Consider the following 21211-nt stretch of genomic DNA (forward strand, 5'->3'; position numbering starts at 1 on the left):
GAGATCAGTCTGGCCGATCGCGCTCCCGGCGAATGTGACGCCGATCACAACCTTGAATCATCACCACATGGCGCCACACCGAGAGCGTGACGGCGCACCGTCAGTCCCGGCCCGCATCCATGATCGCCTGCGCAAGCCGGCCGGGATCGGAGAAGCACAGCTCATGGCTGCCGGGCACCTGGACCAGCCGGAACAGTCCGAGCTTGCCGGACAGGCGCGGATGCCATGGCAGGCTGTGCGGCAGCGCCGTGTCCTCGGTGCAGTTGATGTAGGATTTCGCGATGGCCATCTCGGCGGGATCGGTGCGCAGCTTGATCTTGTCGGTGAAGGTCTTGTTGGGATGCGGATTGAGCATCTCATAGGTGCGCGTCGCGGTGGCGAGATCGGCGTCGTTGATGAAGGCCTCGCGCCAGACCGGGAACGGCAGCACCACCGAGCCGTCGCCGCGCTCCGCAGCGACCGCGTCGAACAGCGCAACATAGTGCGGTGGCACCATGTCGTTGAGGCACTCGCCGTCGTTGGGCACGAACGCGTTCCAGTAGACCAGGCGGCGGATGCGCTGAGCGATGCGGTCGGCGACGCCGGTGATGACCATGCCGCCATAGGAGTGCCCCATCAGCACGGCGTCGGTGATGTCGTGCTCGGTGAAGTAGTCGCAGATCGAGGCGATCGCCTCGTCGAGTCCGATGGTCTTGGCGTCGCCGGGGCGGTTGCCGCGGATGGTCGGCAGATGGACCGTGTGGCCGGCGGAGCGAATAGGCGCGGCGACCGGCTCGAGCTCGGCGCCGGTATGCCAGGCGCCATGGACCAGGACGTAGGTTGACATGATCACGTTCCTTTGCACGATGGAAGGCGGTGCAAGGACTATGGGCCGGACCGCGCCCGCGGCGCTTGGCTGCAACTGAACCCGATTGGTCTCGGAGTGAACCGATGGGCGCCGAGCCGGAACGGCAGCGGAGCTGGAATACGGCAGCGGTGCGGCCGGAGGAGCAGTTCTCGTACTACCGCGAGGCGATCTGCCAGGCCTTCATGAATTTGACGCCGGAGCCGGCGCGCGGCATCGGATTCGCGGCGGAGGTGCACAGCATCAGCGTCGGGAGCGGCGCCATCAACCGCGTCAGCTTTCCCGAGCACATCGTCCGCCGCTCGCGCACGGACATCGCCGCCTCCACCCAGCGCTGCTTCTATCTCAACCTCAAGCTCGCCGGCCGCTGCACCATCCTGCAGGACGAATGCGATGTCAGCCTGTCCGCCGGCCAGGTCGGTATCTTCGACAGCGACCGCACCTTCGTGCTGCAGCACGATCGTGGGCCGTCGCTCGGCGTGATCTCGTTCCGCGTCCCCGCCGATGCGCTGTTCAGCCGCCTGCCGGCGGTGCCGGACATCGCGCCGGCGCGGCTGTCCGACGACCCGTGCGTCGGCGCACTGATCGTGGAGACGGCGCGCTCCCTCAACGCCAATGCGCTGCGGCTCGCGCCGGACGATGCGTCGGCGCTGTTCGACGTGCTGCTCGATCTGGTGGCGCTGAGCCTTTCGCGCCGCGGCCGCCGCGAGACGCATGCGACCACCGCGTTTGCCGATGCAACGACCTTGGCGCTGCGCCGCGCCATTCACGAGCGGGTGCGCGAGCCCGGCCTGACGGTGGCGACCATCGCATCTGTCGTCGGGATCAGCGAGCGCTATGTGCACAAGCTGCTGGCCCGCGCCGGCACCAGCTTCTCCGAACTGGTGATGGAGCGCCGGCTCGATGGCGCGGCGCGCGATCTGCGTGATCCCGCCCGATGCGGCCGCGACATCGGCCGCATCGCCTTCGACTGGGGCTTTTCGGATCTGTCGCACTTCACGCGTCGCTTCAAGCAGCGTTTCGGCATGCGTCCGCGCGACTGGCGCGCGGAGACCGCGCGCCACTCGGGCTGACGACCGCGTGGGGCTCAGCGCGGGCTCGGTTCGCGGGCTACGCCCCACAACCAGATCGCCGCCAGCAGGACGAGCGAGCCGACGAACGCCGCGACGACATCGCGTAGCGAAATGACGATGCTGCCCATGCCCGGAAACAACCCGAACAGGTTGAACAAGACACCGCCGATGAGGGCGCCGACGCATCCCAACCCGATGTTGGCGAGGAGCCCGAAACCTGCTCGGCGGCGCTTCACCAGGATTCCGGCAAGGCCGCCGCCAATCAAGCCGACGACGAGCCAAGTCCCTGCATGTACCAGTGTGAACATTCTTTCACTCCATCGGTCTGCCGTCGCACTGGGGAATCACGGCCAGCAGCAAGATCATGAGAGCACCTTGCCGAGCGAAGCGGGACCGCCGGTTGCGACACGGATGCCGCCAGATCAGGGGTCACGCTCGCAGAGCCGGACGAATCGCGCACGTGCAGGTTACATCGATTTCGTTGCCATGAGCTGAACTCTGCAGATCGGATGAGTTCGCGACCTAATCGCAAACTGGACGATACGCAGGCCGGCGTCCCTCACAATGTGATGCGGCCTGCTTGCTTCGAATGGCGATTCCGCTTCGAAGTCGCGGAGTTATTCCGAATTGACAATCATTCTAACCTATTCGTCTCGAACACGAGCAGCTCATGCGAACGCTTCGCACGCAATGGACTACGTAGTTCCCCCGAGTTCATACGATCCGCGGAATCGGGAATAGTGTCTTTCCCGCAGAGCGTGCAAAGGTGAATTCATGTACGTCGCATGCAACGGGCCGAGATTTCGCGGTTTGCTCCAGCTTGATTGTGACTGCGCCAACGGGGCCGGGCTGTCACGACGCCCGCTCGTCCAGACAGGCGCGGCGTTCGCCGCGGCCGATGCTGGCCCAACATTGAGGTGCTGATGACCGTCATGAACGGCCAGCTCAACCACGAACAGCGAAGCTGAATCCTGCGTTCTTCTCGGATCGTCACCTCACGATCCAATCGAAATACTCGGACCGATTCCCGGAAATGCGGAGGCGTGTATGATCGACAGACGAATGCTCATCAAAGGCGCGGGAGCGGCGTTGGTCGCATCCGAACTCGGTTTGCCGGCCGCGCGGGCCGAGTCCGCCGATCCGCTCTGCTACGCATCGGTCGCCGATCTCACCGCCATGTTCCGGGCCCGCAAGGCGTCGCCGGTCGATCTCCTGAAGGCGCAGATCAAGCGGATCGAAGCCTACAACCCGAAGGTCAATTGCATCACCTACGAGCACTTCGACCAGGCGATGAAGGAGGCCAAGCAGTCCGAAGACCGTTATCGGCGCGGCAATCCGAGGCCGCTCGAAGGGATCACGGTGGCCATCAAGGACGAGTTCTCCAGGCCGGGCTGGCGGACGACGCAGGGCTCGCTCATCTACAAGGACTCGCCGCCGGCAACGGAGAACGCGGCCATCATCGACTCGCTCGAGGCGGCCGGCGCCGTGATGCCGTTCCAGACGACCGTGCCGGAATTCTATCTTTTCCTCGGCGCATCCACCCGCGCCTGGGGCACGACGCGCAATCCATGGAATCTCGAATATTCTCCGGGCGGGTCGTCGGCGGGGTCCGGCGCGGCGTTGGCCGCGGGCTTCACGACGCTCGCCCTCGGCTCCGACATGGGCGGCTCGATCCGAATTCCCGCCTCACAATGTGGCCTCTATGGCTTCAGGCCGCCGTTCGGACGCGTGGCCGGCGGGGAGATCCCGTTCTCGACCTCGGGCCCGATGGCGCGGCGCTTCGACGACCTCGTCCGCCTCCAGAACGCGATCGTCGGTCCGTCCGAGCGGGTGATGGCCGCGATGCGCCCTCGCCTCGACTATCCCACCCGTTATCCGCGCCTTTCCGGGTGGCGCATCGCCGTCGATTGGGGCGCCGGCATTGCGGAGGCCATCCCGTCCGTGAAGGCGGCGATGCTGGGAGGCATCGCGGCGCTGCGCGCCGCGGGTTGCACGGTGGACGAGGTCGATTGCGGCTTCACGAAGGCCCACAAGATGGTCTTCATCCGTGGGCTGATGTCGACGTCCATCGGCACCGCGATCGAGATCTCGAATGCGCATCGCGATCAGCTCTCGCCCTACATGACCGAAATGCTCGACCAGGTCGGCGCGGTCGGACCGCGCCAGGCCGAAGAAGCCGAGGAGCTGCTGCAGCGGCTGCACCGCCAGGTCCAGCAGCGCGTGTTCGGCAAGGGCTACCGCATCCTGCTCATGCCGACCATGGCAACGCCTCTTGTCGGGGCCGACATGTTCAAGAGCAAGGACAACAAGGTGGACCCGTGGGTGGGCACCGGCCTGAACTTGGCGCTGACGTGGCACTGGAACCTGCTCAACCGCTATCCCGTCGTCGACGTCCCGCTCGGCTTGGTCGAGGACCGCATGCCCGCGGGCATGCAGGTGATCGGCCAGACCTACACCGATCTCGACACGTTCCAGTTCGCGTCAAACTGGTCCCGTCTCCGGCGCTCCCTGTTCGCGGGCGAGCGTTTCCCGACCTTCACCTGATGCAAGCGGGGCCATACGGTGCGGAGGCGAGACAATGGCTGCAAGAGCTGCGCTTCGACAGCGAGGTCGACAAGGATGCCGAGAGCCTTCCGACGTGTGGTTCTGTTGCTCCTGATCTCGGCGCTCTGCCATGACTCCGGCGCCCTGGCACAGCAGGCCAGGACGCCGTCGCTCGAAGATCTGGCCAAGGCGGCGCAGAACCCGATCGCGGACACGATCAGCGTCGGCCTCGAGAATATCGCCATGCCGAACACGGGCCCGTACCGGCAGACGGCCGACGTCTTCAAGATCGAGCCGGTGATCCCGTTCCAGCTCAATGCCGATTGGAATCTGGTGACGCGCACGACCATTCCCGGCATCGCCCAGGTGCGCTTCTCCCCTGAGCAGGGCCGGATCGGCGGGGTCGGCGATATCAACCAGATCTTCGCGCTCACCCCATCGCATTCGGGCCCGCTCATCTGGGGTGTCGGCCCGACCTTTTCCTATCCGTCGGCAACCGACCCCGCCCTCGGTTCGGGGAAATGGAACGCAGGCCCGACCATCGTCGCGCTGACCATGCCGGGCCCGTGGGTGCTCGGCGTGCTCGCCAACAACATCTGGTCGTTTGCGGGACCGAGCGACCGCGCGCCGGTGAACCAGATGATGCTGCAGTACTTCGTGACCTACAACTTCTCCGACGGGTCCTACATCAGCTCGAGTCCCATCATCACGGCGAACTGGCTCGCGAAGGGCAATGATCGCTGGGTCGTCCCGGTCGGCGTCGGCGTGGGCAAGCTCTTCATGGTCGATAGGCAGCCGATCAATGCCGAGGTGGGCGTCTACTACAACCTGCTGAAGCCGGACCAGGCATCGCATTGGCAGTTTCGGGCGAGTCTGGCTTTCCTGTTTCCAAAATGATTCTGCCCGGATCGAAGTAATCCGGTCTGCGATCCTGTCTGAAGGCATTCGATTCGAATTTTCGTCATCAGCAAACAGAACTTCGGTTTGCGTACGCACGTTCGCCTCGTTTGAGGCCGCCTTGATCGCGGTCAATCCTGGAATGTGCGGAGAGACGTAGTTTTGCGTTCGATTGGTAGACGACGCAGCTCATGCGGAGCGCGGGCGTTCGGAGCAGGACAATGTGCATCGCATGCGGCTCAGCCATCGGTTCGCTGTTTGCGGCGTCGAAGACGGAGAGCGGCGGACTGACCCGTCGCCGGATGGTTGCAACCACGGCTGCCGCCGCAGCATTCGCGGCCACTGGCCCGGCTCCGGCTTTTGCCGCCTCCAGCCGCACGACCGTGTTTCGCGGCGGGCGCGTCTATACGGTGGAAGACTCGCAGCCCTGGGCGGCGGCCGTCGTCGTCAAGGGAGACAAGATCGTCTATGTCGGCGACGATGCCGGAGCGATGAAGTTTGGCAGACGCGGGGCCGAGGTCATCGACCTCAAGGGCCGTATGCTGATGCCGGGCTTCGTCGAAGCGCATTGGCATCTTTGCACGCTGGCATTTGCTCGCGGCGCCTGGGTCAACGAGGAAGATCCCGAGCGCATCTACGAGATTCTGCGTGATTACGCCAAGACGCATTCCGACGAGAAGTTCATTCTCGGCTTCGGATGGATCGCGGGCGCGTTTCCGGCCTCCGGTCCGCGCAAGGAACCGCTGGACGCGATCTTCCCTGACCGGCCGGTCCTGCTCGTCAGTTGCGATCTGCACAGCTACTGGGTCAATTCCAAGCTGCTGGAGATGGCCGGCATCACGAAGGCCACCCCACGCGACGTCGTACCCGGCTCCTCCTGGTACGAAAAGGATCCCAATGGCGCGCCGACCGGCTTCATTTCGGAAGTGCCCGCGCTGTTCGCGGTGCTGAAGACGCTCGAAAAGCACGGCATCGAACCGTTCGGCCTCAAGTCGACCGCCGCCGCCATCGAGGAATGGCAGCCCAAGCTGGCGGCCGCCGGCATCACCACCTTCTTCGATGCCGGCTTCAGCGCCTGGCCGACCGAACAGCATCACGGTTTCGACATGCTGGTCGACCTCGAGAGGCGCGGCAAGCTGCTGCAACGCGTGATCGGCTGCCTCTATCACAATGATCCCAACGTCGATCCGCTGCCGATCATTCGGGCGTACCGGAAGCGCTATCGCACGCCGCTGGTCAAGGCCGAGGTGCTCAAGCTGCTCGTCGACGGCACCGAGCTGACCCGCACCGCCTATCTGCTCGATCCCTATGCCGGAAGTCCGGATTGGCGCGGCGAACCGTTGCTGCCAGCGCCCGTGTTGAACCGAATCCTGCGCCAGGCACATGCGGAGGGAATCGACACGCATCTTCACACCGTCGGCGACGCCGCAGTCCGCATGAGCCTGGATGCATACGACGCCGCGTTTGGCGAGCATGGCCCGGGCAACCGCCGCCATACCATCTGCCACGCGTTCCTCACTGCGCCCTCGGACATTGCGCGCTTCAGAAAGCTCGGCGTGATCGCGAACACCCAGATCCAGTGGGGCGTGCCGGACACGAGCCAGCGTCGCATCCGCGAGCTCTACGGCGAAGAGCGCTGGAGCCGCATGTACACCTTCAAGACGTTCATCGACCAAGGCGTCACGGTGTCGTTCGGAATGGATGCCCTGGCGACCGGCTCGAAGGTCGTCGTCAAGCCGCTCGAGGCGGTGCAGGCCGGCCATACGCGTCAGGAGCCCGGCAAGCCCGACGGCCTGGTCCATCCGCCCGCGACCGAACGCCTGAGCCTGCCGGAGCTCATTCGAGGCTACACGATCAACGGGGCCTATCAGATGCGCATGGAGGATGAGATCGGCTCCATCAAGGTCGGGAAGCTGGCCGATCTGATCGTGCTCGAGAAGAACCTGTTCGATGTCGGGCCACACGAGATCGGCAAGGTGAACGTTCAGCTGACGATGATGAACGGCCGGATCACACATCGCGACGGACTCTGAACGGGAATGATGACGGTGCACGAGATGGCGAATGCGCGGACTGAACAGAGTCTTCCGCCGGCGGATTCGCCGACGTCGAAGCGCATTCGCTGGCTGATCCTCCTGACCGTCTCCGGCGCGCTGGCGCTCGTCGTCATCGACATGACGGTGCTCTATACGGCGCTGCCCAGCCTGACCCATGAGCTCGGAGCAACCGCCTCGGAGAAATTGTGGATCGTCATGGCCTACGGGCTCGTCGTCGCCGGCCTGCTTCCCGGCTTCGGCTCGCTCGGCGACCGCGTCGGGCACAAGAGGACATTCGTCGCCGGCCTCATCGTCTTCGGACTGGCCTCGGTCGTCGCCGCCTATTCGCCGACCGCCACGATCCTGGTTGGCGGACGCGTCCTGCTCGCGATCGGCGCCGCGCTGATGATGCCCGCGACGCTGTCGATCATTCGCATCACCTTCTCCGATGACCACGAACGGGCGCTCGCTATCGCGATCTGGGGAGCCGTTGCGTCCAGCGGGGCGGCGGTCGGCCCCTTGGTCGGCGGTGTCCTGCTGGAATATTTCTGGTGGGGCTCGGTCTTTCTGATCAACGTGCCGCTCGTCGTCCTGGCGCTGGCCGCCGGCCTGCTGCTGATTCCTGCACCGGCCGATCGTGCCGAGCGCGACTGGGACCTCCTCGGTTCAGTGCAGGTGATGGCCGGACTGATCGGCTTCGCCTACGTCGTCGAGGAGCTCGGCAGTCGCCAGTCGTCCTATGTCGTCCTTGCCGGCACGGCCGTCGCGACAGTCATCATGTTGACGGTGTTCGTGCGCCGTCAATTGCGTCTCGAGGATCCTTTGCTCGACTTCACCCTGTTCCGAAACGTCGAGTTCACGCTCAGCGTGATCACCGCGATCGTGGCTTCACTTGCCATTGCGGGCACGGAGCTCGCGATCAGCCAGCGCCTGCAGCTCGTCCTCGGCTACTCGCCGCTGCAGGCGGCATTGTACATCCTGCCGGCCCCGCTGGGGGCATTCATCGGCGGCCCGCTCGCGAGCCTCATGCTCCGTCGCGTGGGAGCCGCCACCACGATGTCCGGCGCGCTGTTGATCGCCGGCATCGGCGCGGCCGGCTACCTGATCTGCTACAACGCCAGCCTGGCGCTGCAACTGACCTGCATCGCGATCAACGGGCTCGGGCTCGGCGCATCCATCGCGGCCGCCTCCAACGCCGTGATGAATCACGCGCCCGAAGGCCGCGAAGGCATGGCCGCGTCGATCGAGGAGGTGTCGTTCGAGCTCGGCGGCACCATCGGCATCAGCATTTTCGGAAGCATCCTGTCCGGGGTCTATACGGCGTTCATGGTTCTGCCCGACGGCCTCGGCATTCCCGCCGTTGCGCGCGACAGCATCGACGAGGCGCTGATCGCCGCCGGGCGCCTGCCGACCGAGCTCGCCGCCATCGTCACCTCGCACGCCCACCGCGCCTTCGATCAGGCGTTCCTGACGGTCGTCTGCGTGGCGATGCTCGTCCTGCTCGGCACCGCCTTCCTGGTCCGGCCCCGGGCAGAACGGACGACATCGAAAGCGGCTCGTCAGCGTGTCCATTAGACAGACGACGGCAAATCATGTGCCGTCGTCTGCGGTGGAGACCAGCAGGCTCGCCAACGCAATGTCTCCGTCCGTCACGTAGTGATTGACCCGCTCGGGGAGGCTCTGACCAGCTTTGTACAGCTCCACGATCTCGATCGATCGTGTCCTGATCAGTTCGGCCATGATGTAATCCCGCTCGGCGTTGACATCCGGATCGGTGGCGTGCGTAACCTGAAACGTCAATCGAGTGAACGACAGGCCGGTGTCCTTCGTGCCGGCGCCAACCCACAGAGCGGATTCATCGACCGCCGGCTGATCGGCGTTGGACCAGAAATCGCCTGCATTCCAGGTTTGCTCTGCGTGTGCCAGGCCGACAGCCCAGAACCTGACGTGATGGCGCTTTCGCGGGCTGTTGCCGATGGCTTTCTGAAAGCCGATATCCTGGCCGCGCCCGAACAGATAGAGCGTGCTGAACGGAGCGGCGGGGTAAGGCGTATTGAGGACGAAGGCGCGGATCATGGCCCAGGAGCTCGTCAGGCCCAATCGGTCCGCTTCAGACCAACCGACCGCAGCGAAGCTCGCGCGAAGCTGTTGGAGCGTCCCGACCAGGGCGAGATTGACCGGGTCCCCGGGCAATCCGTCAGCCGTGATCGTGTAGCTGGGCACTCGCCGCGTCTGAAGAATCCTGAGACCTAACCGGATCACGCGTGGCAGAACGACGTAGGCCGCGAACGCGTAGCTGACGCCGACTGCGGCAATCCACGGCAGCCTGCGGTTCGCGGTCTCGAACACCACGAAGACGATCAGCCAGACCGTGAAGATCCCCAGCCCGGCGACCAGCACGCGTTGCATGAGGCGTATGAGCAGTCGCACTGGATCGGTCCGGCGAAAGGAAGTGATCAGCAGTGGGTGGTTTCGGCAAAATGTCCGATCTTCATCACAATGGCAACACCGCACCTGGACGCACGAAACCGCCCAGTCGGCGGGTTTCGACCAACTCGTCCGCGCTCGGTTGCTCGACGTCCGCAGTCCAACGCAATCGGACTGCGCAAGGCTTAGGCCGACAGCCGCTCGGCGTTGGCCGCGACATAGTCCCGATAGAGATCGACGACTGCCGCCGGGCTCGCGCCGGCCATCAGCTTCGCCGTCGCCTCCAGGGCTGCGGCGATCTTTTCGCTGACCATCAGTTCCGCCTCCTCGCCCGCATCGGCTTCGCCGCGCGCGAACTTCTCCAGCCGGAGCCGGATGACCTCGCCGGCTTCCATGGCCAGCATCGCAGCCGTGAACCAGGGGAACTCCGCATCGGCGGTTGCCGTCATGGACGGCCGCATCTCCAAGGACATTGGCGTTTTGCTCATCGTCATCGTCCGAGAACATCAGCGGACCTGCGAGGAATACGCTTCAACTTTTAATGATGCGGCCGCACAATCATCGCCGATTTCGAGTCGGCTCGAACGAGCCGTTAACCACCGCACCATCCTCCGTCATTGCGAGGAGCGCAGCGACGAAGCAATCCAGGGCGGCACCCGCGGCCCTGGATTGCTTCCGCCGTCGCCCTTCGGGCTATGGCGGACAAGTCGCTTCGCTCGCAATGACGGAGGACAGATCTCGCGGCCATCCCGGAGGACGACACTCTTGGGCTTCCTCTTCGTGCTCGCGGTCGGCCTCGTCGCCGGCACACTGTCCGGCATCGTCGGCACCGGCTCGTCGATCATGCTGATGCCGGTGCTTGCCTACGAGTACGGGCCGAAGGAGGCCGTGCCGATCATGGCGGTCGCCGCCGTCATGGCGAACCTGTCGCGCATCCTGGCGTGGTGGCGCGAGGTCGACTGGCGCGCCTGCGCCGCCTATTCGGTCACCGGCATTCCGGCCGCCGCACTCGGCGCGCGCACCTTGCTCATCCTGCCGTCGCAAGCGGTCGACATCACCATCGGGCTGTTCCTGATGGCGATGGTGCCACTGCGCCACGTGCTTGCGCGGCACGACCTCAAGGCCAACCTCTGGCATCTCGCGATCGGCGGTGCGGTGATCGGATATTTGACCGGCATCGTGGTCTCGACCGGGCCGCTGAGCGTGCCGCTGTTCCTGTTCTACGGGCTGTCGAAAGGCGCCTTCCTCGCCACCGAGGCCGCGAGTTCGCTTGGGCTCTACGTGTCCAAATCCATCACCTTCCAGCGCTTCGGCGCGCTCACGCCGGACATCCTGCTGAAAGGTTTGATCGCCGGCGGCTCGCTGATGGCCGGCGCCTTCGTCGCCAAGCGCTTCGTGCTGCACATGAAGCCGGACGTGTTCCGCGTGGTGATGGATGGCATCATGCTGGCCGCCGGCCTAAGTATGTTATGGAACGCTACCCACTCCTGACCGCACCGATTCTCACCTCATGGCCAAGACCACGCTCTCCTTCGTCTGCCAGAACTGCGGCGCGGCCTATTCGCGCTGGCAGGGCAAATGCGAGGCCTGCGGCGAGTGGAACACGCTGGCGGAGGAAGACACGACGGGGGCGACCTCCGCGCCGGTGTCGCTGCGCTCCAAGCGCAAGGGCCGCACCTTCCAGCTGGAATCGCTGACCGGCAAGACCATCGACGCGCCGCGGCTGTCGTCGGGCATGACCGAGCTCGACCGCGTCACCGGCGGCGGCTTCGTGCGCGGCTCGGTGCTGCTGGTCGGCGGCGATCCCGGCATCGGCAAATCGACGCTTCTGACCCAGGCGACCTCGATGCTGGCGCGCGCCGGCCATCGCGCGGTCTACATTTCCGGCGAGGAAGCTGTCGCCCAGGTGCGGCTGCGCGCCGAGCGCCTCGGGCTTGCGGATGCGCCGGTACAACTGGCGGCTGAGACCTCGGTCGAGGACATCATCGCGACCCTGTCCGAGGGCGGCGTGCCGCGGCTGATCGTGATCGATTCGATCCAGACGATGTGGACCGACACCGTCGAATCGGCGCCGGGCACGGTGACCCAGGTGCGCGCCTCGGCGCAGAAGCTGATCAGGTTCGCCAAGAAATCCGGCGCGGCCATCATCCTGGTCGGCCACGTCACCAAGGATGGCCAGATCGCAGGTCCCCGCGTCGTCGAGCACATGGTCGATGCTGTCCTGTCGTTCGAGGGCGAGGGATCGCAGCAGTTCCGCATCCTGCGCGCGGTCAAGAACCGCTTCGGCCCGACCGACGAGATCGGCGTGTTCGAGATGACCGGATTGGGTCTGCGCGAGGTCACAAACCCCTCCGAGCTGTTCCTGTCCGAGCGTGATCTCGGCAGCCCCGGCACGGCGGTGTTTGCCGGCATCGAGGGCACCCGCCCTGTTCTGGTCGAAATCCAAGCCCTGGTGGCGCCGACCTCGCTCGGCACGCCGCGCCGCGCCGTGGTCGGCTGGGATCCGAGCCGGCTGTCGATGGTGCTGGCCGTGCTGGAGGCGCATTGCGGCGTCAAGCTGTCGGGCCACGACGTCTATCTCAACGTCGCCGGCGGCCTGCGCATCAACGAGCCGGCGGCGGATCTCGCCGCGGCCGCAGCTCTGGTCTCCTCGCTGGTCAACGCGCCGCTGCCGCCCGATGCGGTCTATTTCGGCGAGATCTCGCTGTCGGGCGCGGTCCGACCGGTGGCGCAGACCTCGGCACGGCTGAAGGAGGCCGCCAAGCTCGGCTTTCTGCGCGTGGTGCTGCCGGAGCGCGCCCGCGGCGAGGCCGGCGGCGACGCCGGGCTCAGCCTCAATACCGTCGGCGGGTTGACCAGCCTGGTGGCCGACATCGCCGCGCGCGGCACGCCGCGTGCCCGCCATGAGACGACCCGGCAGGACGACGATGACGGCGACCACGGCCGCCGCGGACCGCGCCCTGCCGAAAAAAATGCCACACCAGCGAGATTCCGCCGCCAGGACGGCTAGCCGGACCGTGACGTTCGCGTGACTCGCCGCTATACAACGCCGCAACCGGTCGCCCACACGGGATCGTGCAGCGTCCGGACTTGCCGGGGAACCTCGCTGTCCTCCACCTGGAGGGGCGGTCCTCCGTCGATTCGAAGCGAACCTTGGACCTGTGAAGCGGACCTGAGCAGCCGATGCCGATAACGATCCTCGATCTCATCCTGCTCGGCGTGATGCTGGTGTCGGGGCTGCTCGCGATGGTCCGCGGCTTCATGCGCGAGGTGCTGTCGATCGCGGCCTGGGGCGCGGCCGCCCTGGTCACGCTTTATTCATTCTCCAAGCTGCTGCCGACCGCGAAGACCTATTTCAACAATGATACCGTCGCCAGCGTCGTCGTCGTCGCCGGTACTTTCGTGGGCACCCTGCTCATCGTCTCGGTGATCACGGTCAAGATCTCCGACATGATTCTCGATTCGCGCATCGGCGCGCTGGATCGCACCCTCGGATTCCTGTTCGGACTGGGCCGTGGCCTGCTGATCGTCGTGGTCGCCTTCCTGTTCTTCAGCTGGCTGGTGCCGGACAAGCAGCGCCCGGACTGGGTCACCGGTGCCAAATCCCGCGTGGTCCTGCAGGGAACCGGGGATTGGCTGATGTCGCTCTTGCCTGATGATCCCGAGAACACCATTTTAAAGAAATTCAAGAAGAACAAGCCGGACGACGACCAGACTGACACCGAGTCGCCCGGAGCGGGCGGCGATGGGTACAGCAAGCCTGCCCGCGACAGCTTGAAGAAGCTGATCGAGAAACCCGCGGCCAAGTGAGCTCAGCCCAGAAGAGAGGCGCGATGGACCTGCACCACGATTCTTCCGGCGAAGCCCAAGCGGATACTCACGCGGATCTGGACTTCGGACCTCAAGCCTACCTCAGAGACCCAGACCTGGACCCAGACTTGGACGGAGACACGCTGCGCGAGGAGTGCGGCGTGTTCGGCATTTATGGGCATAGCGACGCCGCCGCGATCACTGCGCTGGGCCTGCATGCGCTCCAGCATCGCGGCCAGGAAGCCGCCGGCATCGTGTCCTATGATGGCACGCGCTTCCACAGCGAGCGCCGCCTCGGTCTGGTCGGCGACACCTTCTCCCGCCGCGAGGTGATCGAGCGCCTGCCCGGCAATGCCGCGATCGGCCATGTCCGCTACGCCACCACCGGCGCCACGATCCTGCGCAACGTGCAGCCGCTGTTCGCCGAGCTCAATGCCGGCGGCTTCGCCGTCGGCCACAACGGCAATCTCACCAACGGTCTCACGCTCCGCCGCGAGCTGGTGCGCGCCGGCGCCATCATGCAGTCGACCAGCGACACCGAGGTGATCCTGCATCTGGTGGCGCATTCCCGCCGCACCAATTTCATCGACCGCTTCATCGAGGCGCTGCGCGCGCTCGAAGGCGCCTACTCGCTGGTCTGCATGACCAACAAGAAGCTGATCGGCGCCCGCGATCCCCTGGGCATCCGTCCGCTGGTCTATGGCGAGCTCGAAGGCTGCCCGATCCTGGCCTCGGAGACCTGTGCGCTCGACATGATCGGCGCGCGCTACATCCGCGACATCGAGCCCGGCGAGGTCGTGATCTTCGACGAGACCGGGGCGCACAGCCACAAGCCGTTCCCGCCGAAGCCGGCACGTCCCTGCGTGTTCGAATACATCTACTTCGCCCGTCCCGATTCCGTCGTCGGCGGCCGCTCGGTCTACGAGGTGCGCAAGGCGTTCGGCGCGCAGCTCGCGCGCGAGAGCCATCCCGAGGTGGACGTCGTCGTGCCGGTGCCGGATTCCGGCGTGCCGGCGGCGATCGGCTACAGCCAGCATTCCGGCGTGCCGTTCGAGCTCGGCATCATCCGCAATCACTATGTCGGCCGCACCTTCATCCAGCCGACCCAGGCGATCCGCGAATCCGGCGTGCGCATGAAGCACTCGGCCAACCGCGCCGCGATCGAAGGCAAACGCATCATCCTGATCGACGACTCGCTCGTGCGCGGCACCACCTCGCGCAAGATCGTGCGCATGATGCGCGACGCCGGCGCCACCGAGGTGCATTTCCGCCTGGCCTCGCCGCCGATCCTCTACCCTGATTATTACGGCATCGACCTGCCGGATCGCGGCGGCCTGCTCGCGGCGACGCATTCGCTCGAGGAGATGCGCCAGCTGATCGGCGCGGACTCGCTCGCCTTCCTGTCGATCGACGGCATGTATCGCGCGATGGGTGAGCCCGCCCGCGACCCGGCAGCGCCGAAATATGCCGACCACTGCTTCACCGGCAGCTATCCGACCCATCTCACCGACCGGTCACTCGTCGAGCCGCCCCAGCAGCAGCTCTCGCTGCTGGCGGAAGCGAGCTGAGGCTCTTTCCACACGCCGTCGTTCCGGGGCGATGCGCGGTTGCCCGTCGTCTCTGCGAATGCCAGGACCATAGCCACCAGCGATCGTTGGGCGGCTAGGACTAGCCACGACGGTCCAACTCCCTCATAACCGCCGAGGAGTACGGGTCCCGGCTCCGGGCGCGCAATCGTGCGCCTGGCCCGGACGACGTCTGAGAGAATAGCGGCCATGACCACCCTTCCCCTCGCCAACCGGATTGCCCTCGTCACCGGCGCCTCGCGCGGCATCGGCCATGCGACCGCCCGCGCGCTGGCGCGCGCCGGCGCGCATGTTGTCGCCGTCGCCCGCACCCAGGGCGGGCTGGAGGAGCTCGACGACGAGATCCGGAAAGAGACCGGCAACGGCGCCACCCTGGTGCCGCTCAGCATGACCGACAGCGACGGCATCGCCCGTCTTGGCGCCGCGCTGCATGAGCGCCATGGCAAGCTCGACATCCTCGTCGGCAATGCCGCCGTGCCCGGCCCGTCCTCGCCGCTCGGCCATATCGACCTGAAGCCGTGGAACGACGTCGTCGCCGTCAACCTCTCAGCCAACTTCCAGCTGATCCGCTGCATGGAGCCGCTGCTGAAGGCCTCCGACGCCGGCCGCGCCGTGTTCCTCACCTCAGGCGCCGCCCACAAGGCCCAGGCCTATCTCGGCCCCTACGCCGTCACCAAGGCCGCGCTGGAGACGCTGGCGCGGGTGTGGGCGCACGAGACCGAGCGCACGCCGCTGCGCGTCAACCTGTTCAGCCCGGGCCCGATCCGCACCCGCATGCGCGCCACGGTCTTCCCCGGTGAAGACCCGATGACGCTCGAGACGCCCGAGCAGGTCGCCGACTTCATCGTGCCGATGTGCCTGCCGTCCTGGACCGAGACCGGCAAACTGTACGAGTACAAGACCCGCACGCTGAAGAGCTTTCAGCCGCCGGCGTGAGATCGTTGCTCCCCTCACCGTACGGCGAACGCCGGACCGATAGCCACCGGCGGTCGTGGTGGGCGACGATGACGACGCAGACCGTCTTTCCCAACACGCATCACGCGGTATCCGTCCCGGCGTTCGCCGGGACGACAGCGGCGGACGTGGTCGGCACCACGCCTCTCACGCACGACGCGTCAACCCGTTCGTGCCCCGACCACTTGTGAGCCGATCTGCGTCGGCAGCTATTTCGGAGCAGGACTCGCCGCCGCAGGCTTTGCGGCAGCGGGCTTCGCGGGGACGGGCTTCGCCGCGGCAGGCACCTGACGATCGCGCACCGCCGTCAGCTCCTTGCGCAGCTTTTCCTGCTGCTCCACCGACAGCACCGGGCGCTGCTCGTCATGCGGCACGTCGTTCACCGGGAGATAGTTGTACGTGTTGCCGTACTGCGCCGTGTCGGACGATGGCGTCGTGCCCGAGGTCGCGCAGCCGCCGAGCAGCACGGACGTCAACAGCGCCGCGCTCCCGAGCACTGAACGCCAGGGCATGGGCCGCGTCAATCGCGAGCAGGTCCGGCGGAAGCTCATCGCGCGGCCGCTGCCATGGTGCGCGTGGTCCCCTGCGCCGTGATGCCATGCTCGTTGGATTGCAGCCCGGGCAGGCTCTTCACCCAGGGATAGCCCCGACGGCCCATCTCGAAGCCGCGATCGAACAGCGCGGTCATGTAGGTGCGATCGAACGGGCCGTCGGCCTTGGCCTGGAAATCGGCTGGCACGCTGGCCAAGTTGAAGTCGATGCCGTTGAACCTCGCCACCGAGTAGATGCGGTAGATGTCGCCGATGCCCTGGTTCTTGATCAGGGTCGACAGCGAGCGCTGCGTCACCGAGAGCACGTCGGCGCCGACGCTGTCCCATTGCGGATCGATGCGGGCGTTGCGGATGACGTAGAGATGCGCGCCGCTCACGCTCCGGCGCGGGCCGCGGCCGGAGACGAGACGCAGCACCGACGGGCCGATGAAGACCTGCCGGGTGACGCCGCCATCGACATGCAGCTCGTCGTAATCCTTGTCGCCGATCCGCACCTTGATGCGAACCGGGGCGAAAGCGCCCGGCACGGTCGCGGACGCCAGCAGCACCTGGCGGAACAGCGCGATCGCCTCGGGCGTGTCGGCGGCAGCGATGCGGCCCATGTCCCACAGCACCGGCCGCTGCGCGTCGAGATTGGTGGTGCCGACCAGCAGCACCCTGCCCTTGCTGCTCTCGCGCGCGACATCGCGCAGGAACTCGCGATCGACATATTTCTCGATCAGCCGCGACAACGGCGTGTTGTCGGCCAGCGCCGAGCCCTGCAGCAGGCCGGGAATGTTGACCGTGAAGATGTCCTTGCGCTCATAGGCGGTGAAGATCTCGCGCAGCTTGTCATCGTGCTCGCGCCCCAGGAAGACGAACGGCGCGATCAGCGCGCCGGAGCTGACGCCCGTCACCATGTCGAACGACGGCCGGTTGCCGGACTCGCCCCAGCCGGCCAGCAGCCCGGCGCCGAATGCACCGTTCTCGGCGCCACCGGAGATCGCGAGGAAATTCAGCGGACGCGAGATCGGGATTTCGGCCGAGGCGCGCGACATCGCGGCCTCGGCAAAGCGCGGCGCCGGCTCGTCACCCCAGTAGCGCACGTTGCGGAAGCCGACCGGGTCGGCGCTGACGGCAGCCGCTTCCGGCAGCGCGTTGCGCGGCATGACGGCTGCGCACGCCGCCAGCAGCAGCGACGCGGCGCATGCGAGCAGGATACGCGGAACCATCGCGCGGAAGGAGGCGGCAGACTTCATCGCGACGCTTGCTGCTCCACGCTTGCGATCTCCGGCGCCGGCGGCGGCACGCCGGGCTTGACCTCGTCGGCCCCCTTGTCGGTCCAGCCCGGCGGCAGGCCCAGACCGGCACCGACGAAGCCCTTCAGGCCGGGGAAGCGTCCGTACTGCTCACATGCGGCATATTTGGGAGCGCCGCCAAGCTTGGCGGGCACGCTCGACACCGAAGGCAGCGAGGCCAGCGACGGGACGCCGGAGAACGGCGACTCGCCGGTCGATACCAGCCTGGCGAAATCGGCGCCGAACTCCGAAGCGAGGTCGTAGGCGTCGCCGTCATTGGCCATGCGGGCGGTCGACACCGAGGAGGCGCCGCGCGCCCACACCATCGCGGCCTTCTGGAAGCCGGCGAAATCGCGCGCCTCGGCCTCGACGGACAGCGTGCCGAGCCCGACCGGCAACCGTGGCACCGGCACCGGGACGCCCGGCAGCGCGACGCTCTTGGCGATCGACGCCGCCTGCGAGGCGGCCGAGGCGGTCGCGTTGGTCGCCGTGGCGTGAGTGACGGTCGCCTTGATCGTCAGATCCGCCTCCTCGCCGAGCGCAACGATGCGGAAGCGCTCGCTGAGCCGCAGGCACATTTCCCGGCTGATGGCGTTGGCGACCAGCTTGCGCTCGTTCTCGTCGAAGGCGATGTCGGGACGCGGCGGAAACGCGGTCGGCTCGATCCGGATCGTCCTGGCCTCGAGCAGCTCCTTCTTGTTCGCCTTGATCTGCGCGCGCGTCACCAAGCCATTGGCGTCGGCGAGACGATCGTAATTCTTGAGCGAGCCGGCCCGCTCCAGCGGAGCGGTGGCGCAGCCGGCCGTTGCCAGCGCCAGGGAAATCAGGGCCGTCGACTTCAGCGGGGCGAGGCGCATCTTACCGGCGAGACCCATTGATAGATAGCTCACTCTAATTAAGTCTCACAAGCCGAAACGCTTGTCCAACTAAACTAGATCAAATTCTCTAGATTAGAGCGGCGCGAAATATTATTTTATATTACAAGCAGTTGGCGGAGACCGCGAATGTGGCGAGAGTTGGCCCGACAGGACGTGTGATGAGAGACGCGTGATGAGAAAGGTCGATCCGGTCAAGCACGAGCAGAAGCGCCGGGAGATTCTCCAGGCGGCGTTGTCGTGCTTCGTCCGGAACGGTTTTCACGGCGCCAGCACCACCGACATCTGCGCCGCCGCCAAGATCAGCCCAGGCCACCTCTACCACTACTTCCCCAGCAAGGAGGCGATGATCCAGGCGCTGGTCGACCAGAACCTGAGCCACGCCGCAGCGCGCCTCCAGGCGATCCTGGCCTCACCCGACGTGATCGACGCCCTGGTGCAGGAGCTCGAGAGCACCAGCATTCATCAGCCGCAGGCCCAGGTCCTCAGCGCCGAGGCGTTGGCCGAGGCCTGCCGCAATGCCGATTTTGCCGCCATCGTCCACGCCCATGCGCGCGCGATGCGGGCGCTGCTGGTCGATTTTCTCATCAAGGCGCAGCGGCGCGGCGACGTCGATCCCCGCCTTGATCCCGAATCGACCGCCAATATTCTGTTCGCGATCGTCGACGGCGCACGCGCGCTGCCGATCCGGAATCCGAACGTCGACATCAAGAAGAGCACCGCACATCTGCGCATCATGCTGACGCGCTTCCTGCGGCCGCCCGCAGCCCCCTCGCCGGTCGGCGACAAGACCAGAAAGGCCCGCGGCTCGACGCCCATCGTCGAGCCCTCATGAGCTACCGCGCCGTGCTCAGCCGAGCATGACCTGATCGTGGAAGGCGTCGGTCACGGGCCTCATGATGAGCAACGGTATTCTTGCAGGGCCTGTACGCCCAGCGTTAACGCTCAAGCGAAACGCACAAACCTTGGGCGCGCCTCGCGCCTTTTGGCACATTGCCGCAACTCACAAGACCGGCTATCCAGGGAGACAGACGGCAAGGGGCGCCCAAGAAGCCCCGCCGTGACACGACACCAGGGAGGACTTTGATGACGACGTCTCAGGCGCGGCGGATGGCCGCGCTGCTTGCCGCCACCACGCTCAGCTTTGCCGGCTCCGCCTTCGCCGACGACAAGGTCGTCAAGATCGGCGTGCTCAACGACATGTCCAGCCTCTATGCCGACATCGGCGGACCGAACTCGGTCGCAGCCGTCAACATGGCGGTCGAAGATTCCGGCATGAAGGCCAAGGGCTGGACCATCGAGGTCATCAGCGGCGACCACCAGAACAAGCCCGACATCGGCGTCAATATCGGCCGGCAGTGGATCGACACCCAGAAGGTCGACGTGATCATGGACACGCCGAATTCCGGCGTTGCTCTGGCCATCTCCAATCTGGTCAAGGAGAAGAACTCGGTCCTGATCAATTCCGGCGGCGCGAGCGCCGACCTCACCGGCAAGGCCTGCAACGCCAACACCATCTCCTACACCTACGACACCTACATGCTGGCGAACGGCACCGGCAAGGCGCTGACCAAGGCCGGCGGCGACAGCTGGTTCTTCCTCACCGCCGACTACGCGTTCGGCCATGCGCTGGAGCGCGACACCTCGGCGGTCGTCACCGCCAATGGCGGCAAGGTGCTCGGCTCCGTCAAGCACCCGCTCAACACCGCCGACTTCTCCTCCTTCCTGCTGCAGGCGCAGTCGTCCAAGGCCAAGGTCATCGGCCTTGCCAATGCCGGCGGCGACACCACCAACGCGATCAAGCAGGCCGCCGAATTCGGCATCGTCCAGGGTGGCCAGAAGCTCGCCGCGCTGCTGCTGTTCGTCAACGACGTGCATGCGCTGGGCCTGAAGGTGGCGCAGGGCCTGACCTTCACCGAGTCGTTCTACTGGGATCTCAACGACAAGACCCGCGAATGGTCCAAGCGTTTCCAGAAGGTGTCGCCAAAGGGCACTATGCCGTCGATGACGGTCGCCGGCGTCTATGCCGGCACGCTGCATTACCTCAAGGCGCTGGACGCGATGGGCGGCAATCCGCATGACGGCGCCAAGGTCGTGGCCAAGATGAAGGAGATCCCGACCGACGATCCGCTGTTCGGCAAGGGCCCGCTGCGCGCCGACGGACGCCGCCTGATCCCGGCCTATCTGTTCGAGGTCAAGAAGCCGGAAGAGTCCAAATATCCGTGGGACTACTACAAGCTGATCGCGACGATCCCGGCCGAGGACGCCGCCAAGCCGCTCGAGGCCAGCGAGTGCCCGCTGGTGAAGAAGTAATCGTCCCGCATCGGTCCGGGCTGG

General features: G+C 65.9%; 19 protein-coding genes. 12 read left to right on the forward strand and 7 right to left on the reverse strand.

Annotated elements, in window-relative coordinates:
• Positions 1-100: 100 nt before the first annotated feature.
• Positions 101-826, reverse strand: coding sequence for an alpha/beta fold hydrolase (locus tag ACQR1D_RS15220; RefSeq protein WP_434840000.1), 726 nt, complete (start codon positions 824-826; stop codon positions 101-103).
• A gap of 104 nt (positions 827-930) precedes the next feature.
• Here ACQR1D_RS15220 and ACQR1D_RS15225 point away from each other — a divergent pair, with 104 nt between their 5' ends.
• Positions 931-1917 (forward strand): helix-turn-helix domain-containing protein, encoded by a 987-nt coding sequence (locus ACQR1D_RS15225; RefSeq protein WP_434839999.1) that lies wholly within the window; start codon positions 931-933, stop codon positions 1915-1917.
• A gap of 14 nt (positions 1918-1931) precedes the next feature.
• Here ACQR1D_RS15225 and ACQR1D_RS15230 read toward each other — a convergent pair whose 3' ends face one another.
• Entirely contained in the window at positions 1932-2225 is a 294-nt protein-coding gene (locus ACQR1D_RS15230; RefSeq protein WP_434839998.1) for a GlsB/YeaQ/YmgE family stress response membrane protein, read from the reverse strand.
• Positions 2226-2964: 739 nt separating this feature from the next.
• Between ACQR1D_RS15230 and ACQR1D_RS15235 the strand changes: the two genes are divergently transcribed.
• The 4 genes from ACQR1D_RS15235 to ACQR1D_RS15250 all read left to right on the forward strand — a co-directional run bounded on the left by ACQR1D_RS15235 (position 2965) and on the right by ACQR1D_RS15250 (position 8969).
• The gene (locus tag ACQR1D_RS15235; RefSeq protein ID WP_434839997.1) at positions 2965-4461 is read left to right on the forward strand and encodes an amidase; all 1497 of its coding nucleotides are present in this window, start codon (positions 2965-2967) and stop codon (positions 4459-4461) included.
• A 96-nt stretch (positions 4462-4557) separates the two neighbouring features.
• Positions 4558-5358 carry a hypothetical protein gene (locus ACQR1D_RS15240; protein ID WP_434839996.1) on the forward strand — a complete coding sequence of 267 codons (801 nt, stop codon included), beginning with the start codon at positions 4558-4560 and terminating at the stop codon, positions 5356-5358.
• Positions 5359-5579: 221 nt separating this feature from the next.
• Positions 5580-7391, forward strand: coding sequence for an amidohydrolase (locus ACQR1D_RS15245; RefSeq protein ID WP_434839995.1), 1812 nt, complete (start codon positions 5580-5582; stop codon positions 7389-7391).
• A 6-nt stretch (positions 7392-7397) separates the two neighbouring features.
• The gene (locus tag ACQR1D_RS15250) at positions 7398-8969 is read left to right on the forward strand and encodes an MFS transporter (protein ID WP_434839994.1); all 1572 of its coding nucleotides are present in this window, start codon (positions 7398-7400) and stop codon (positions 8967-8969) included.
• Positions 8970-8984: 15 nt separating this feature from the next.
• Here the strand turns inward: ACQR1D_RS15250 and ACQR1D_RS15255 are convergent, their stop codons facing one another.
• Both ACQR1D_RS15255 and ACQR1D_RS15260 read right to left on the reverse strand, forming a co-directional pair.
• Positions 8985-9803 carry an LssY C-terminal domain-containing protein gene (locus ACQR1D_RS15255; RefSeq protein WP_434839993.1) on the reverse strand — a complete coding sequence of 273 codons (819 nt, stop codon included), beginning with the start codon at positions 9801-9803 and terminating at the stop codon, positions 8985-8987.
• Positions 9804-10006: 203 nt separating this feature from the next.
• Positions 10007-10270 (reverse strand): hypothetical protein, encoded by a 264-nt coding sequence (locus ACQR1D_RS15260; RefSeq protein WP_431335596.1) that lies wholly within the window; start codon positions 10268-10270, stop codon positions 10007-10009.
• Positions 10271-10586: 316 nt separating this feature from the next.
• Between ACQR1D_RS15260 and ACQR1D_RS15265 the strand changes: the two genes are divergently transcribed.
• The 5 genes from ACQR1D_RS15265 to ACQR1D_RS15285 all read left to right on the forward strand — a co-directional run bounded on the left by ACQR1D_RS15265 (position 10587) and on the right by ACQR1D_RS15285 (position 16153).
• Positions 10587-11312 (forward strand): sulfite exporter TauE/SafE family protein, encoded by a 726-nt coding sequence (locus tag ACQR1D_RS15265; protein WP_434839992.1) that lies wholly within the window; start codon positions 10587-10589, stop codon positions 11310-11312.
• Between the two features lie 19 nt (positions 11313-11331).
• Entirely contained in the window at positions 11332-12831 is a 1500-nt protein-coding gene (radA, locus tag ACQR1D_RS15270; protein ID WP_315800325.1) for a DNA repair protein RadA, read from the forward strand.
• A gap of 173 nt (positions 12832-13004) precedes the next feature.
• The gene (locus ACQR1D_RS15275) at positions 13005-13631 is read left to right on the forward strand and encodes a CvpA family protein (RefSeq protein ID WP_315712460.1); all 627 of its coding nucleotides are present in this window, start codon (positions 13005-13007) and stop codon (positions 13629-13631) included.
• Positions 13632-13654: 23 nt separating this feature from the next.
• Positions 13655-15199 (forward strand): amidophosphoribosyltransferase, encoded by a 1545-nt coding sequence (gene purF / locus ACQR1D_RS15280; RefSeq protein WP_434839991.1) that lies wholly within the window; start codon positions 13655-13657, stop codon positions 15197-15199.
• Positions 15200-15406: 207 nt separating this feature from the next.
• On the forward strand, positions 15407-16153 hold the full coding sequence (locus ACQR1D_RS15285) for an SDR family NAD(P)-dependent oxidoreductase (RefSeq protein ID WP_316180961.1): 747 nt from the start codon (positions 15407-15409) through the stop codon (positions 16151-16153).
• Positions 16154-16380: 227 nt separating this feature from the next.
• Here the strand turns inward: ACQR1D_RS15285 and ACQR1D_RS15290 are convergent, their stop codons facing one another.
• Genes ACQR1D_RS15290 through ACQR1D_RS15300 form a run of 3 tightly spaced genes read right to left on the reverse strand, consistent with a single transcriptional unit; the run spans position 16381 to position 18889 of the window.
• The gene (locus tag ACQR1D_RS15290) at positions 16381-16683 is read right to left on the reverse strand and encodes a hypothetical protein (protein ID WP_316180963.1); all 303 of its coding nucleotides are present in this window, start codon (positions 16681-16683) and stop codon (positions 16381-16383) included.
• 35 nt (positions 16684-16718) lie between these two features.
• Positions 16719-17960, reverse strand: a complete 1242-nt coding sequence (locus tag ACQR1D_RS15295) for a patatin-like phospholipase family protein (protein WP_316180964.1) — start codon at positions 17958-17960, stop codon at positions 16719-16721.
• A complete protein-coding gene (locus ACQR1D_RS15300) occupies positions 17957-18889 on the reverse strand; it encodes a DUF3313 family protein (protein WP_315800330.1) in 933 nt (310 codons plus the stop codon). The genes ACQR1D_RS15295 and ACQR1D_RS15300 overlap by 4 nt, the downstream gene beginning before the upstream one ends.
• Before the next feature lie 160 nt (positions 18890-19049).
• On the opposite strand from ACQR1D_RS15300, the gene ACQR1D_RS15305 reads away from it, so the two are divergent.
• Both ACQR1D_RS15305 and ACQR1D_RS15310 read left to right on the forward strand, forming a co-directional pair.
• Complete coding sequence (locus ACQR1D_RS15305; protein WP_316180966.1) at positions 19050-19709, forward strand: TetR/AcrR family transcriptional regulator; 660 nt, start codon at positions 19050-19052, stop codon at positions 19707-19709.
• Between the two features lie 251 nt (positions 19710-19960).
• Positions 19961-21187 (forward strand): ABC transporter substrate-binding protein, encoded by a 1227-nt coding sequence (locus tag ACQR1D_RS15310; RefSeq protein ID WP_315800332.1) that lies wholly within the window; start codon positions 19961-19963, stop codon positions 21185-21187.
• The last annotated feature ends 24 nt before the right edge of the window (positions 21188-21211 follow it).

The sequence above is a fragment of the Bradyrhizobium sp. HKCCYLRH2047 genome (assembly GCF_051168175.1).
Taxonomy (GTDB): Bacteria; Pseudomonadota; Alphaproteobacteria; order Rhizobiales; family Xanthobacteraceae; genus Bradyrhizobium.